This is a genomic window from Paraburkholderia sp. (assembly GCF_035948235.1).
Taxonomy (GTDB): Bacteria; Pseudomonadota; Gammaproteobacteria; order Burkholderiales; family Burkholderiaceae; genus Paraburkholderia.
This window is the reverse complement of record NZ_DASZJJ010000021.1, coordinates 1-14,322: the sequence shown is the minus strand read 5'-3', so window position 1 is coordinate 14,322 and position 14,322 is coordinate 1. Positions and strand designations below refer to the sequence as shown.

The window sequence follows — 14,322 nt, the reverse complement described above, 5'->3', positions numbered from 1 at the left end:
CACCGGCGCCGATCACGACATAGTCATAGTGGCTCATGGGGCCCCCGTGGGTGGACGATGGAACGCATTCTGGGTCCGCGGTGCGCCACGCTTTTTTGTATTAGGCAAACTTATGGTCAACGAGCGCGATCGCTCATCCTCGGCGCGAACGGTGCACGGCGCGGCATGATGGTGTCCAGCGTGGTACGGGTTTGCCGGTTTTTATTTTGGAGTCGACATGAGACGCACCCAGGCGCCTATCGATCTGAATGCCTTGCAGGCATTTCTTGCGGTGTGCGAAACCGGCTCGATGACGGGGGCGGCGAAACAACTGGGCGTGAGCCAGAGCGCCGTGAGCCAGGCGATCGCCGCGCTCGAACGCGATCAGGGCGTGACGCTGTTTGATCGCGAGAGCCGGCCGCCGCGGCCGAATATTGCGGGGCGCGCGTTGCTGGAACTGGCGGGGGCGCTGCTGGAGCATGCGCAGATGGTGAGTACGCGTATTGGCGATGCGTCGAATGCGGGTACGTTGCCGGTACGGCTGGGGTGTGTCGATTCATTTGCGGCGACTGTCGGGCCGGAGTTGATTCGGGCTGTTTCTGGGTCGGCGCGGCAGATTGCGTTGTGGTCTGGCTTGACGCCAGGGTTGAGCAAGCAGTTGCATGACCGGGAGCTGGATCTGGCGGTTTGTACGCAGACGACTTTGAATGACGCGCGCATTGTTGAGGTGCCGCTTTTTTCTGAGGCTTTTGTGGTGGTGGTGTCGCGGGCGTGGCTGGCGGAGCGCAGGAATGTCGATTGGCGCACGCTTGCGCTGGAGTTGCCGTTGATCCGGTATACGGCGCGGTCGGTGATTGGGCAGCAGGTTGAGCGGTATGCGCGGCATCTGGGTATCAATAGCCCGCGGCGCTATGAGTTTGATGCGACTGATCCGCTTTTGAGTCTTGTTGCTGCGCGGCTTGGGTTTGCTATTTCTACGCCGCTTTGTTTGTGGCAAGCGCGGCATTATTTGCCCGATATCGCTGTGCTTCCTTTGCCTGCTGGGCGTCTTGGGCGGCGGGATTTTTTTCTGCTGCACAGGCAGGGGGAGTGGGAGGCGTTTGGGCAGGAGATTGTCATGCTTACACGGCGGGTGATTGAGGGGACGATTCGGCCGGCGCTTTTGCGGGCTTTGCCGCAGTTGGCTGAGGATGCCATTCTTTAGTGTGGTTTTAGTGTGGTGATGGCGGTTTTGGCTTTTCCTTGTGAGCGTGTCGGTCTATTAGCGTCGCCCCTGTGCGGGGCGGCACCTACTTTTCTTTGCCGCGGCAAAGAAAAGTAGGCAAAAGAAAGCCGCTCAAACCGCCAGTGTGACGCAGTCCACCACTTGCCCACCATCGGAGTGGTGACTGGTCTTGCTCGCATCACGCGCCGTATGACGAAGTGGTGACGCCCGCACATCCGGGGCCGCTACGCGCCCCGTTGGGCATAACCGGAAAACCGTCGCAGCACTGTTGGTTTCCCTTGCAGACCCAACCGCTGGGCGCGAAGCGAGCAGCGGGATGAATGAGTCCTTTGTCACTTCGTTTAACGCCGCGAGAACCGATCAATGCCCAGTCACCACTCTGCTCAAAGGATAGTGGTGGACGGCGTCACACTAGCGGTGTGAGCGGCTTTCTTTTGGTTACTTTTCTTTGCCGCGGCAAAGAAAAGTAACTGCCGCCCCGCACAGGGGCAACGCTAATAGACCGACACGACAACAAGGAAATGCCAACCATGACCGACCTATATTCTCTTGACCGCGGCGACGCCCCGCTCCTGATCTCGATCCCGCATTTAGGCACGCAAATCCCCAAAGCGCTAAGCCACCTATACACAGAAGAAGCGCAAACACTAGCCGACACAGACTGGCATCTAGACCGCCTATACGCCTTCGCAAAAGAGCTAAACGCGACAGTAATAGGCGCAAAAATCTCCCGCTACGTCATCGACCTGAACCGCCCGCCGAACGACGAAAGCCTCTACCCAGGCCAGACGACGACCGGCTTGTGCCCCACAGAAACCTTCCGCGGCGAGCCCGTCTACAAACCCGGCTGCATCCCCAGCGATACTGAGCGCGCCGCACGCATAGCGCAATACTGGCAGCCCTACCACAACACTCTGCATACCGAACTAAATCGCCTGCGCGAGCGTCACGCTAGTGTCCTGCTCTGGGAAGCCCACTCGATCGCGAGCATCCTGCCGCGCCTGTTCGACGACAAACTCCCCGACCTGAATCTGGGCACCCAGGACGGCCGCACCTGTGCGAGCACCGTTCAAGACGCCGCAATCGCAGCGATGTCCGCAAGCCCCTACACCTGGATCGCAAACGGCCGCTTCAAGGGCGGGTACATCACGCGCAGCATCGGTGCGCCCTCGCGTGGCATCCACGCGATCCAGCTGGAGATGTGCCAGTCGACCTATATGAACGAAGACGCGCCATTCAACTATCTGAGCCCAAAAGCCGATGCCGTCCAGCCCACCTTGCGCAACATGGTAGTCGCGGCGCTCGACGCGGTGAAGCAACTCGCCCCAACGGTTGCATAAGCGATTCTGATACTGGAGCGTAAGCGGGCGTCCCGTTTCAGTGCAGGGACGCGCCGCAGTCAGGAATAGTGCGCACCGTTGGCAGGCACCCGCCAGTGCGCCCGGTGCAGAACCCAGGCACCAACAAGCCCCGAAGCACGCGCCAGGTGTTTATCTACAGGAACTTTTGATTCACTCAGATAAACATGGCACGGAGGTTGCATAAGAAAGAGCAGGAAGTTTCACTCCGCGCTGCCCGGCGGATAAATGAAGATCGACAGGAACTGGATGGGTGTCTTGATGAGGCGCTCGGGGCCGTGAGGGATATCGGCCTGGAAGGTGAGCGTGTCGCCGGGATGCAGGACGTAGGTGTGCTGGCCGTGGCGGTATTCGAGCACGCCCTTGAGCATGTGGATGAACTCGGTGCCGGGATGTTCGAAGGTCGGGAAGCGCTCCGCCTCGTCGTCCATGGTGATGAGGAAGGGTTCGAAGGCTTTGCGCGGGCCCTGGTCGTAGGCGAGCAGATGGTAGGTGTGGCCGCGTTTGGTGCCTTTGCGCACCACTTCCATGCCCGTGCCCTTCTTGACGAGTTGTGCACCGCCCTGCGGTACGTCGAAGTGGCGGAACAGCGTGGAAAGCGATACGCCCAGCGTCTGCGCAATGCGGTTCAGGACGTCGAGCCCGGTCGAAGTCTGGGCGTTCTCGATCTTCGAGAGCATGCCGCGGCTGATGCCGGCCTGGTCGGCGACCTGGGCGATGGTCAGGCCGTGGCGCAGTCGCAGTTCGCGCAAGGTCGCGCCCAGGTAGCGTTCAAGTGGTGTTTTGCTGTCGTCCCCGGTTTGCATGATCGGTCTCGGCGCAGGTTGGCAGATATGTGGCAGTGAGTGGCAAGGATAGCGGTCCGGCCCGTTGTGGGTTCGCCCAGGTGCGCGCCGGAGGTTTAACTGCAGGAAGCATTGTTGCATGACAGTAAAGGCAGTTCCAGAACGGCGCAGTGTGATTGCGCATCGAGGCCGGCGTCCCCGCAATGGCGGTCAGGTCCTCAGCAATTAATGCCGTGTGCGTGGCGCACGGCCTCTTTCAACCGCCAATGCAGTAGTTGCAAGGAGTAGCGATGAATCTGAACGATGCGGGCAAGCTGCCGCTCAACGAGCCAGCCGGTGTGCCGCGCTTTGACTCGGCCGAGGACGCGCAGAGCTGGCTCAGCCAGCAGGGCGTGAAATATGTATTGGCGCAGTTCGTCGATATTCATGGCGTCGCCAAGGCCAAGTCTGTGCCGCTCGCGCATCTGAAGAGCGTGCTCAAGGCCGGCGCCGGTTTCGCGGGCTTCGCGATCTGGGGCGTAGGCATCGAGCCGAATGGCCCCGACTATATGGCTGTCGGCGATCTTTCCACGCTCACGCCGGTGCCGTGGCAACCGGGCGTTGCGCGCATCGTCTGCGATGGTCACGTCGATGGCGAGGCCTGGGCCTACGATTCGCGCGTGACGCTCAAGCGCCAGACCGCCAGGCTCGACGCGCGCGGCTGGACCTTGTTTACCGGCCTCGAACCGGAATTTTCGCTGTTGCGCCGGTCGGCTTCGGGAACGCTGGAGCCCTGCGATCCGAGCGACACGCTCGCGAAGCCCTGCTACGACTACAAGGGCCTGTCGCGCACACGCGTGTTTCTTGAGCGTCTGACCGAGTCGATGCGCGCCGTCGGCATCGACGTCTATCAGATCGATCACGAGGACGCCAACGGTCAGTTCGAAATCAACTATACGTATACCGATTGCCTGACGTCCTGCGATCACTATGTGTTCTTCAAGATGGCGGCTTCCGAGATCGCCAACGATCTGGGCATGATCTGCTCCTTCATGCCCAAGCCGTTCGCGAACCGTCCTGGCAACGGCATGCATATGCATATGTCGATTGGCGACGGTAAGCGCAATCTGTTCGCCGACTCGAGCGACGCACTTGGCATGGGGCTGTCGAAGCTCGGCTACCAGTTCACGGCGGGTCTGCTCAAGCACGCGCCGGCGCTCACGGCGCTGTGCAATCCGACCGTCAACTCGTACAAGCGCCTGGTCGTGGGCCGCTCGCTCACGGGTGCGACTTGGGCGCCCGCCTACGTGAGCTACGGCGACAACAACCGCTCTACGATGGTGCGCATGCCCGGCGAGCGCATCGAGCTGCGTTTGCCCGATGGCGCGTGCAATCCCTACCTGGCGACAGCGGCCGTGATCGCTGCGGGTCTGGATGGCGTCGATAGCGATCTCGATCCGGGCGCGCCCTCGAACGAAAACCTCTACCAATGGTCGAGCGAAAAGCTCGCCGAACACGGCATTGCCGTGCTGCCGCAGAACCTCGAACAGGCGCTCGACGCGCTGGAGGCGGACACGCTGATCTGCGAAGCGCTGGGCCCCGTCGCGCAGGAATTCATCAAGCTCAAGCGCATGGAATGGCTCGAATACATGCGCCATGTTTCCGACTGGGAACTGAAGAGCTACCTCGAATTTTTCTAAGGAGAACGACTTATGTGCGGAATCGTAGGCTTGCTGGTGAAAACGCCGGCGCTACGCGAGCGGCTCGGCGAACTGATGGTGCCGATGCTGATCGGCATGACCGAGCGCGGCCCCGACTCGGCGGGTCTGGCCGTATTCGGCAAGGAAATCGATGCGAGCCAGCGAAAACTGAGCCTGTACTCGGGTTTCACCGAAGAAGGCGCACAGTTTCCGTGGCAGGCGCTGCTCGACAAACTCAATAGCGCAATGGACGTGACCGCGCGCATCGACGCGCGATCGAATCACGCCGTGCTGACGCTGCAGGGCAATGCGGACAAAGTGAAGGCCTGGCTCACCGAGCAGTATCCGAAGCTTTATCTGCTTTCCACAGGCCGCTCGATCGATCTGTACAAGGACATCGGCTCGCCCGCCGAAGTGGCCGAGCGTTACGACTTCACGAAGCTCAAGGGTTCGCATCTCGTGGGTCATACGCGCATGGCGACGGAATCGGCGGTGACGCCTGATCGCGCCCATCCGTTTACGGCGGGCGAGGACTTTTGCCTCGTGCACAACGGCTCGCTGTCGAATCCGTATGGCGTGCGCCGCAAGCTGGAGCCGCTGGGCATCCGCTTCGATACGGACAACGACACGGAAGCCGCGTGCCGCTTTCTCGAATGGCGTCTGCGCGAAGGCGACACGCTGCCCGACGCGTTGCAAAAAGGCTTCGAGGAACTGGATGGTTTCTACACGTTCCTGATGGGCACCTCGAACGAACTCGCGTTGATTCGCGATCCCTTCGCCTGCAAGCCTGCCGTCGTGGCTGAAAACGACGACTACGTCGCGATCGCGTCCGAGTTCCGCTCGCTCGCGCATCTTCCCGACATTCGCAACGCGAAAGTATTCGAACCCGCACCTGAGGAGATGTACGTATGGAAGGCGTGATTTTCGATCTGGAAAAACAGGGCGTGCGGGAGCTGAACCAGTACCTGCACGGTGATGCGGCGGCGCTGCAAGGCCAGCGCGTGAACGTGACCTCGCCCAACGGCGCGCACAACATCGCGGTAGGCGTGGACGCCCAGGTGGACGTGCGCATAGATGGCCACGCAGGCTATTACGCTGGCGGCATGAACAAGCACGCGAGCATCGTGATCGAAGGCAGCGCCGGCACCGGTGTGGGCGAGAACATGATGAGCGGCAAGGTGCATGTGCGCGGCTTTGCGTCGAATGGCGCGGGCGCTTCGGCACATGGCGGGCTGCTCGTGATCGACGGCGATGCGGGTCTGCGCTGCGGCATTTCGCTCAAGGGCGGCAATATCGTGGTGGGCGGCTCGGTCGGCAGCTTCTCGGCCTTCATGGCGCAGGCCGGGCGCATGGTGATCTGCGGCGATGCGGGCGATGCGCTGGGTGATTCGCTTTACGAAGCCGTGCTCTACGTGAAGGGCGAAGTGAAGTCGCTGGGCGCCGATGCGCAGTTCGAGCCGATGACCGATGCCGATATCACCGCCGTGCGCGAACTGCTCGACGCGGCCGGCATGGATCACGACCCGGCGCAGTTCCGCCGCATCGCCTCGGCCCGCACGCTCTACCACTGGAACGCCGACGCGGACCAGGAATATTGAACCTAGCAGAAACTCTAGATCGAGAAGGTCCCCATGGAAACCAAACCGGTTCATTTCGCGCGTCTGCAACAGGAAGAGTCCAGCACCTTCGACCGCAAGACCATCGATTACATCCACACTGCCGCCCAGCGCGGCCTTTATGAAATTCGCGGGTTAGGCTCTAAAAAGACGGTGCCGCATTTCGACGATCTGCTGTTTCTTGGCGCGTCGCTCTCGCGTTATCCGCTGGAGGGCTATCGCGAGAAGTGCAGCTCGCAGACCGTGCTCGGCACGCGCTATGCAAAGAAGCCGATTGTGCTCGATACGCCTGTGACGATTGCGGGCATGAGCTTCGGCGCGCTCTCCGCGAACGTGAAGGAAGCGCTGGGGCGCGCGGCCACGGCGGCAGGCACTTCGACCACCACGGGCGACGGCGGCATGACGCAGGAAGAGCGCCAGTCGTCGAAGACGCTGGTGTATCAATGCCTGCCCTCGCGCTACGGCTTCAATCCCGACGACGTGCGCCGCGCCGACGCCATTGAAGTCGTGATCGGCCAGGGCGCGAAGCCGGGCGGCGGCGGCATGCTGCTCGGGCAGAAGGTGAATCCGCGTGTGGCGTCCATGCGTACGCTGCCTGCGGGCGTCGATCAACGCTCGGCAAGCCGCCACCCCGACTGGACCGGCCCCGACGATCTGGCGATCAAGATCCAGGAACTGCGCGAAATCACCGACTGGGAAAAGCCGATCTACGTGAAGGTCGCCGCTACGCGGACCTTCAACGACGTCAAGCTTGCCGTGCACGCGGGCGCCGACGTGGTGGTGATCGACGGCATGCAAGGCGGCACGGCGGCTACGCAAAGCTGCTTTATCGACAACGTGGGGATTCCCACGCTGGCGGCGGTGCGCCAGGCCGTGGATGCGCTCGAAGACCTCAACATGAAGGGCAAGGTGCAACTGATCGTTTCGGGCGGCATCCGTACCGGCGCGGACGTGGCGAAAGCGCTGGCGCTGGGCGCGGACGCGGTGGCGATCGGCCAGGGCGTGCTGATGGCGCTGGGCTGCAATAGCGAAAGCTACTTCCAGAATGGCGCGCTGCATCCGGCCGTAGCGGATTACGCGGCGCTCAACACCGCGCCGGGCTTCTGCCATCACTGCCACACCGGCAAGTGCCCGGTGGGCGTGACGACTCAGGATGCCGTGCTCGAAAAGCGTCTGGAACCGGAAGAGGGCGCGCGCCGCGTGCGCAATTATCTCAAGACGCTGACGATGGAACTCACCACTATTGCGCGCGCCTGCGGCAAGCAGAACGTGCACCATCTGGAGCCGGAAGACCTCGTGGCGCTCACGGTGGAAGCGGCGGCGATGGCCCGCGTGCCGTTGGCGGGCACGTCGTGGATTCCTGGGTTGACGCGCTGAATTGCAAACTAACCAATGCAATTTATTTTGCAAAGTAGTCCGTAGTAAATAGGCGTGATAGAAAAGAGGCCGCTGCTCATAAGGCCGCCGCGCGCATCGCCAGGACCTTGTCCTTGCGGCGATGCGCGCGCCATCCATCCGAAGAAGTCCACCACACCACACCAGGCCGTCGCGGCGCTGCCCGAGGCCTTTCTACAGGATCGTGCAATGAAGAGCTTGAGCAAACTACTCGCACTGATCAGTGCGCTGGCGCTCGCGCTGCCCGCGTGGGCGCAGGGCGCCGCAGCGCCGGTGCCGAACAAGGGCGACACCGCCTGGATGATCGTCGCAACACTGCTGGTCGTGATGATGGCCGCACCGGGACTGGGCCTTTTTTACGGCGGCATGGTGCGCGCCAAGAACATGCTCTCTGTGCTGATGCAGACGCTGGTGATCTTCTGTCTGCTGGGCGTGCTGTGGGCCGTGTATGGCTACAGCGTGGCGTTCACCGAAGGCAATGCGTTTTTTGGTGGCTTTTCCAAGCTGTTTCTCGCGGGCGTGACGCCCGACACCACCGCGTCCACTTTCAGCAAGGGCGTGGTGATTCCCGAATATATCTATGTGTCGTTCCAGCTGACATTTGCAGCCATCACGCCGGCGCTCATCATCGGCGGGATTGCGGAGCGCGCGAAGTTTTCGGCGGTGCTGGCCTTCATGGTGCTGTGGTTCACGTTCTCGTACCTGCCGATCGCGCACATGGTCTGGTACTGGCCCGGCCCGGACGCCTACACCAGCGCCGCTGCCGCCGACAAGGCCAACGCTACCGCGGGCTTCCTGTTCCAGAAGGGCGCGCTCGATTTCGCGGGCGGCACCGTCGTGCACATCAATGCGGGCATCGCCGCGCTGGTGGGTGCGGTCATGATCGGCAAGCGGGTGGGTTATGGGCGCGAGCACATGGCGCCGCATAGCCTGACGATGACGATGATCGGCGGCTCGCTGCTGTGGGTGGGCTGGTTTGGCTTTAACGTCGGCTCGAATCTGGAAGCGAACGGCGCGGCCACGCTGGCTTTCGTCACCACGCTGCTGGCGACCTGCACGGCCACGGTTTCGTGGACTTTCGTGGAATGGGCCTTCAAGGGCAAGCCTTCGATGCTTGGCGCGGTGTCGGGTGCGATTGCGGGTCTGGTGGTCATCACGCCCGCATGTGGCTTCGTCGGGCCGATGGGCGCGATCGTCATGGGGCTGATCGCAGGCGCGCTGTGCTACTGGGGCGTCAACGGTCTCAAGCGCATGCTGGGCGTGGACGATACGCTCGACGTGTTCGGCGTGCACTGCATCGGCGGGATTGCGGGGGCGCTGCTCACGGGCGTGTTCGCTTCGCCGCGGCTGGGCGGCACGGGCGTCTATGACTACGTCGCCAACAAGGTGGGCGATTACGACATGGCCAGCCAGATGATCGCGCAATGCTGGGGCGTAGGTACTTCGCTCGTGTGGTCGGCGGTGGTGTCGTTTGTGGCGTTCAAGCTGGTGGACAAGGTGTTCGGCCTGCGCGTCGATCAGGAAGGCGAGCGCGAAGGGCTCGACGTCAGCTCCCATGGCGAGACGGCTTACCACGCGTAACACGCCAGGCGCGCGTGGTGGTGCGCGTGATCGTGCGCGTGATCGTGCGCGGCGATCGCGCGCCGTTGGGCGGCGGAGCGGGAGAAGGCATAATATGGCATGCCATGGGCAGGCACGCGCGACGCGCGCGGTCTGCCCGCGTATCTTGCCACTTTTTATCAGCCTTCCGCCGTCCATGTCCGACCTCAGAATCGACCGTAATGCCAAGACGCTGCGCGAACTCACGCTCGACAAGCTGCGTGGCGCGATCGTGCAGGGCTACTTCCGTCCCGGTGCTCGCCTCGTCGAGCGCACGCTGTGCGACGAACTCGGCGTGAGCCGCACCGTCGTGCGCGAAGTGCTGCGCCATCTGGAAACCGAGGGGCTCGTGGAGACCGTCGGGCGCCAGGGGCCGGTCGTCGCGCGTCTCGATCCGCAGCAGGTGGGTGAGATCTACGAACTGCGCGGCCTGCTCGAAGCCCATGCGGCGCGCGCCTGCGCCGCACAATCGACGCCCGAACTGGTGAAACGCCTGCGCGACATGCGTGCCGTGATCGAAGCGGCTTTCGTCGAGCAGGATCTGCCGCGCGTGCTCGACTACACCGAACGCTTCTACGATGCGTTGTTCGAAGGCGCGGGCAAGAGCGTGTCGCTGGGCGTCGTGAAAACGCTCAACGCGCGCATCAACCGCCTGCGTGCGCTCACCATCGCCACGCCTGGCCGCAGCAACGAATCGAACCGCGAGATGAACGCGCTGCTCGACGCGATCGAGCGTCATGACGGCGATGCGGCGGCGGCGGCTTCGTCGGCGCATATCCGGCGCACCGCAGAACTGGCGATGGCGGCGTTGGCGCGGCTGGACGAAGGCGCGGACGCGCCCTGATAAGCGCGCGGTCAGCTAGCTTCTTATCCCGCGCATTGCACGGTCGCACGAGCCGGAAGGCAGGCCGCGACCGCGATCAGCGAAAAGACCAGGATCGACGTGGCCATCACCGCGAGCCCCGTGCCGAATAGCGCGCTGATCGCACTCGCCATCAGCGCAGAACTGCCGATCTGGAAGAAGCCCACGAGTGCGGACGCACTGGCTGCGCGGCCATGCGATCCGGCGACCGCGCCCGAGACCGCCAGCGAGAGCGACGACCCATTCGCAAGACTGACGAGGCACATTGGCAGCACCACCGCCGCCGCACTCGCCATCCCTTGTGCAGCCACCACCGTGAACGCGACGCCGCCCAGCAGGAAACAGGCGACCCCCGTCGCCACGAGCCGATCGTATGGCCAGCGATCGAGCCCACGCCGCGTGAGCAGATTCGCGGCGACGATGCCCGCAGTCAGCGGCACATAAAGCCAGCCGCTATGCGCTTCGCTCAAGCCCAGCCGCGCAAACACGAACGGCGACTGCGTCAGATAGACGAACCACGCGCAGTAGATCGCGCACACCACCAGCGTGTAGCGCTGGAATGTCCGATCCCGCAACACCTGCGCGAAGCCATCAAACGGCGCGCGGCTGCGCCGTTTCTCGCGCGCGAGCGTCTCCGGAAGAAAGCGCACTGCCATGCCGAACGCCGCAACGGCAAATGCCGCGATAAACACGAAATCGGCATGCCAACCATACGCATGCGCCAGATAACCGCCAATGCCAGGCGCCAGCGCAGGCGACAGCGAAACCAGCGGATAAACGATTGCATAGACCCTGGCGGACGCCCGCTTGCTGCAGGTATCGGCGATCAGTGCGCGTCCGATTACCAGCCCGGCGGCGGCGCCGGCCGCTTCCACCATGCGCCACACCACGAACGTACCGAAGGCCGTCGCCGTCGCACATCCCAGCGAGCCGACGAGATAGAGCGCGATGCCCGCGAACAGCACAGGCTTGCGGCCGAAGCGATCGGCAAGCGGGCCATAGACAAGCTGCGCGATGGCTAGCACCAGCAGATAGGCGGAGACCGTCTGCGGCATCTGCCAGCTGGCGATGTGCAGATCGGCGGCCATGCGCGGCATGGCGGGCAGATAGACATCCGACGCGATCAACCCGAAGGCGTTGAGCATCGCAACGGTGAGAATGAACGATAGACGCGGCACCAAAGCACTCCTTTGCGCGCCGGGTGAAGCGGCACGCGTGATGACAGGGAAGCCGTCATGCTAAAGAGCGCTCCTTCATGTGAAAATGCATGCCAATGCAGTCACAGGCTGCATTTTTGCAGGTTGACTTTGACGAATTTGAGTGGGCTTTGCCGATGAACTGGGACGACGTTCGCATTTTTCTGGCCATCCATCGCACGGGTACGCTGCGTGGGGCGGCACAACAACTGGCCGTCGACCAGACTACGGCTGGCCGACGCCTGGGCGGCCTTGAACGCGCGCTCGGCAGCCGCCTGTTTTTGCGCACATCCGCGGGCTTCGTGTTGACGCAAAGCGGCGAGGAAGTCTTGCAAACCGCAGAGGAAATGGAGCGTCTGGCCGTCTCATTCGCCCGCCGCAGCGAGGGCGCCAACGAGCGCGTCGAAGGCGAGGTGCGTGTCACGACGACCGATACGCTCGCCATCGATTTCGTGATCCCGGCTATCGAGCGGCTGCAGACGCGCCATCCGGGCGTGCGTGCGGTCTTGAGCACGACGCCGCGCCTGCTCGATCTGGCGCGCCGCGAGGCGGATATCGCCGTGCGCACCGAGCGCCCGGAGCAGTCCGGTCTGATCGTGCGGCGTCTGGGCCACTGGGATGTCGGGCTCTATGCTTCGCGCAGCTATATCGCGCGGCACGGGCAACCGCGGGTGGGCGAGGCGTTGGCGGGGCATGAAATCGCGCTGTATCAGCCGGGCGTGACGAAGCGGCAACTTGGCACGCTGGCGGGCGAGTCGATCGCGCAGGCGCGCGTGGTTGCGGAACTGGATTCGAGCCTGATGCTGAGCACGTTTGTACGCGCGGGGCTGGCGCTCGCGGAATTGCCGACCTATGTGGCGCAGCGTCATCCCGAACTGGTGCGCATCTGGCCCGAACGAAAGCGTGCCGCGCCGTATGAGGCGTGGCTGGTGTTACACGACGATCTGGCGCGTACGTCGAGAGTGCGTGTGGTGGTCGATGCGATTGTCGAGCGCTTCGAGCGCATGGCTCAGCCCACGCCACACGATCACTGAGACTCCAATGCCGCTTCGAGAAATTCGATCAACGCCCGCACCTTCGCATTGAGCGCCGAACGCTCCGCGACGCAGGCATAGATCTCCATCGGCTCGGGTTCGGCGTAGGCCTTCTTGCGCCCGCTGGCCTCGAATAACGGCACGAGACGGCCGCTGTCTATCAGCGGCTGCGCGACGAAGCTCGCGAGCCGCGCGATGCCGCCGCCGTTCACGGCGATCTGCGCGAGCATGTCGATGTCGTCGCAGACGAACGCGGCGTTGAGCTGCGCGTCGAAGCGCTGGCCGCCGCGCACGAAACCCCACGGCAAAAAGCGTCCGTCGGTCGGATAGCGAAACACCAGGCAGGCGTGATCCTTGAGTGACTCGGGCGACCCGGGCACGCCCGCGCGTTCCAGATAATCGGGCGAGGCGCACACCACGAAGGGCCGCGACGCAATGCGCCGCGCGATCAGGCGCTCGTCCAGTTGCGCCGCGATGCGCAGGCTGACATCGACACCTTCGAGCCGGTGATCGACGCGTCGGTCGGTGCTCACCAGTTCCACATCGATACGCGGATACGCCGCCTTGAAGGCGGGCATCAGCGGCGCGAGCACATGACGCCCGAACGCCGCCGTGGTGGCCACGCATAGCGCGCCGTGCGGATCGTTCGTGCCCGTCGCGGCCTGCGAGGCGAGTTCGAGATCGTGCGGGATATGGCGCACCTTGTCGTAGTAGCGCGTGCCGCTGTCGGTGAGCGCCATGCTGCGCGTCGTGCGCGAAACCAGGCGCACGCCCAGATGCGCTTCGAGCCGCGAGAGGTTCTGGCTCACCGCGGCGGAACTCATGCCCTGGGCGCGCGCCGCCGCCGCGATGCTGCCGCTTTCCACCACGCGGATAAAACTGTTGATCAGACCCAGAACGTTCATTGGTGCCTCGCAGCTTGAATTCATCGATTTTACTTAAGAATGAATCAAGCGCGCCGCCGCTACCGGCGCGGGGGGCGGCTTGCTACGCTGGCCGCTCTTTCCACTACGCTGCTGCGCCGATGACTACCAGAACCTCGCAAAACGCCGTGCGAATCCGCTTCCCGAGACGCCTTACGCCCTATGTGTTCGCGCTGTATATGGCGACGATCATGGCCTTCCTGATGTGCCTCGTCATCACCTTTGCCGAATTCGGCCTGGACGGGCATTACATGGAAAACGTGAAGAATGCCTATCGCGTGGCGATGCCGGCGGCGTTTGTCTGCGTGCTGATCGTGAGGCCCATCGTCATGCGCCTGGTCGCGTTGACCGTGCATGCCGCCGATTAATGACCCGTCGATGCCCGGCGGTCGCTGCGCAATAGACCATAGAGCGCGCTATCGGTGACTTCGTCGCCGACGATCCAACGTTCGCGCAACAAGCCTTCGCGCACGAAACCCAGGCGTTCGAGCACGCGCGCCGAGGCCGTGTTGCGCGGATCGATATCGGCTTCGATGCGATTGAGCTTCACAGCCTCGAAGGCGTGCTCCACGACCGCCGCGGCCGCTTCGCTCATATAGCCCTTGCCCCATTGCCGGCGTTGCAGGCAAAAGCCGATCTCGGCGCGGCGGCATTGCTCGTGGGCGTGAAAG

The 14,322-nt window shown here is 63.3% G+C and carries 14 protein-coding genes; 10 read left to right on the top strand and 4 right to left on the bottom strand.

All coding sequences use genetic code 11. The features are described 5' to 3' along the window. Nucleotides 1-217: 217 nt before the first annotated feature. Nucleotides 218-1,183: a LysR family transcriptional regulator gene (locus VG320_RS01370; protein ID WP_327198391.1), complete on the top strand. Its 966-nt coding sequence runs from the start codon at nt 218-220 to the stop codon at nt 1,181-1,183. 551 nt (nt 1,184-1,734) lie between these two features. Then, nucleotides 1,735-2,544, top strand: a complete 810-nt coding sequence (gene hutG, locus VG320_RS01365) for an N-formylglutamate deformylase (RefSeq protein ID WP_327198390.1) — start codon at nt 1,735-1,737, stop codon at nt 2,542-2,544. Nucleotides 2,545-2,765: 221 nt separating this feature from the next. Here the strand turns inward: hutG and VG320_RS01360 are convergent, their stop codons facing one another. After that, the gene (locus tag VG320_RS01360; protein WP_327198389.1) at nt 2,766-3,368 is read right to left on the bottom strand and encodes an XRE family transcriptional regulator; all 603 of its coding nucleotides are present in this window, start codon (nt 3,366-3,368) and stop codon (nt 2,766-2,768) included. A 269-nt stretch (nt 3,369-3,637) separates the two neighbouring features. Between VG320_RS01360 and glnT the strand changes: the two genes are divergently transcribed. The 6 genes from glnT (at nt 3,638) to VG320_RS01330 (ending at nt 10,480) form a co-directional block, all read left to right on the top strand. Then, complete coding sequence (glnT, locus tag VG320_RS01355) at nt 3,638-5,026, top strand: type III glutamate--ammonia ligase (protein ID WP_327198388.1); 1,389 nt, start codon at nt 3,638-3,640, stop codon at nt 5,024-5,026. A 12-nt stretch (nt 5,027-5,038) separates the two neighbouring features. Continuing rightward, the gene (locus VG320_RS01350; protein ID WP_327198387.1) at nt 5,039-5,947 is read left to right on the top strand and encodes a glutamine amidotransferase family protein; all 909 of its coding nucleotides are present in this window, start codon (nt 5,039-5,041) and stop codon (nt 5,945-5,947) included. Beyond that, entirely contained in the window at nt 5,935-6,624 is a 690-nt protein-coding gene (locus VG320_RS01345; RefSeq protein ID WP_327198386.1) for a protein glxC, read from the top strand. Before VG320_RS01350 ends, VG320_RS01345 begins: the two co-directional genes overlap by 13 nt. 33 nt (nt 6,625-6,657) lie before the next feature. Then, entirely contained in the window at nt 6,658-8,019 is a 1,362-nt protein-coding gene (locus tag VG320_RS01340) for an FMN-binding glutamate synthase family protein (protein ID WP_327198385.1), read from the top strand. A 207-nt stretch (nt 8,020-8,226) separates the two neighbouring features. After that, a complete protein-coding gene (locus tag VG320_RS01335) occupies nt 8,227-9,618 on the top strand; it encodes an ammonium transporter (RefSeq protein ID WP_327198384.1) in 1,392 nt (463 codons plus the stop codon). Between the two features lie 175 nt (nt 9,619-9,793). Then, on the top strand, nt 9,794-10,480 hold the full coding sequence (locus VG320_RS01330) for a GntR family transcriptional regulator (RefSeq protein ID WP_327198383.1): 687 nt from the start codon (nt 9,794-9,796) through the stop codon (nt 10,478-10,480). Nucleotides 10,481-10,503: 23 nt separating this feature from the next. On the opposite strand, the gene VG320_RS01325 is transcribed toward VG320_RS01330, so the two are convergent. Then, nucleotides 10,504-11,676, bottom strand: a complete 1,173-nt coding sequence (locus tag VG320_RS01325) for a multidrug effflux MFS transporter (RefSeq protein ID WP_327198382.1) — start codon at nt 11,674-11,676, stop codon at nt 10,504-10,506. A gap of 155 nt (nt 11,677-11,831) precedes the next feature. Here VG320_RS01325 and VG320_RS01320 point away from each other — a divergent pair, with 155 nt between their 5' ends. After that, nucleotides 11,832-12,728 carry a LysR family transcriptional regulator gene (locus tag VG320_RS01320; RefSeq protein ID WP_327198381.1) on the top strand — a complete coding sequence of 299 codons (897 nt, stop codon included), beginning with the start codon at nt 11,832-11,834 and terminating at the stop codon, nt 12,726-12,728. Here VG320_RS01320 and VG320_RS01315 read toward each other — a convergent pair. After that, entirely contained in the window at nt 12,722-13,633 is a 912-nt protein-coding gene (locus VG320_RS01315; RefSeq protein ID WP_327198380.1) for a LysR family transcriptional regulator, read from the bottom strand. The genes VG320_RS01320 and VG320_RS01315 overlap by 7 nt on opposite strands. 119 nt (nt 13,634-13,752) lie before the next feature. Between VG320_RS01315 and VG320_RS01310 the strand changes: the two genes are divergently transcribed. After that, nucleotides 13,753-14,019 (top strand): DUF2798 domain-containing protein, encoded by a 267-nt coding sequence (locus VG320_RS01310; RefSeq protein ID WP_327198379.1) that lies wholly within the window; start codon nt 13,753-13,755, stop codon nt 14,017-14,019. On the opposite strand, the gene VG320_RS01305 is transcribed toward VG320_RS01310, so the two are convergent. Then, the coding region (locus tag VG320_RS01305; RefSeq protein ID WP_327198378.1) for a GNAT family protein at nt 14,016-14,322 on the bottom strand (307 nt) is incomplete at its 5' end. The two genes, VG320_RS01310 and VG320_RS01305, sit on opposite strands and share 4 nt — an antisense overlap.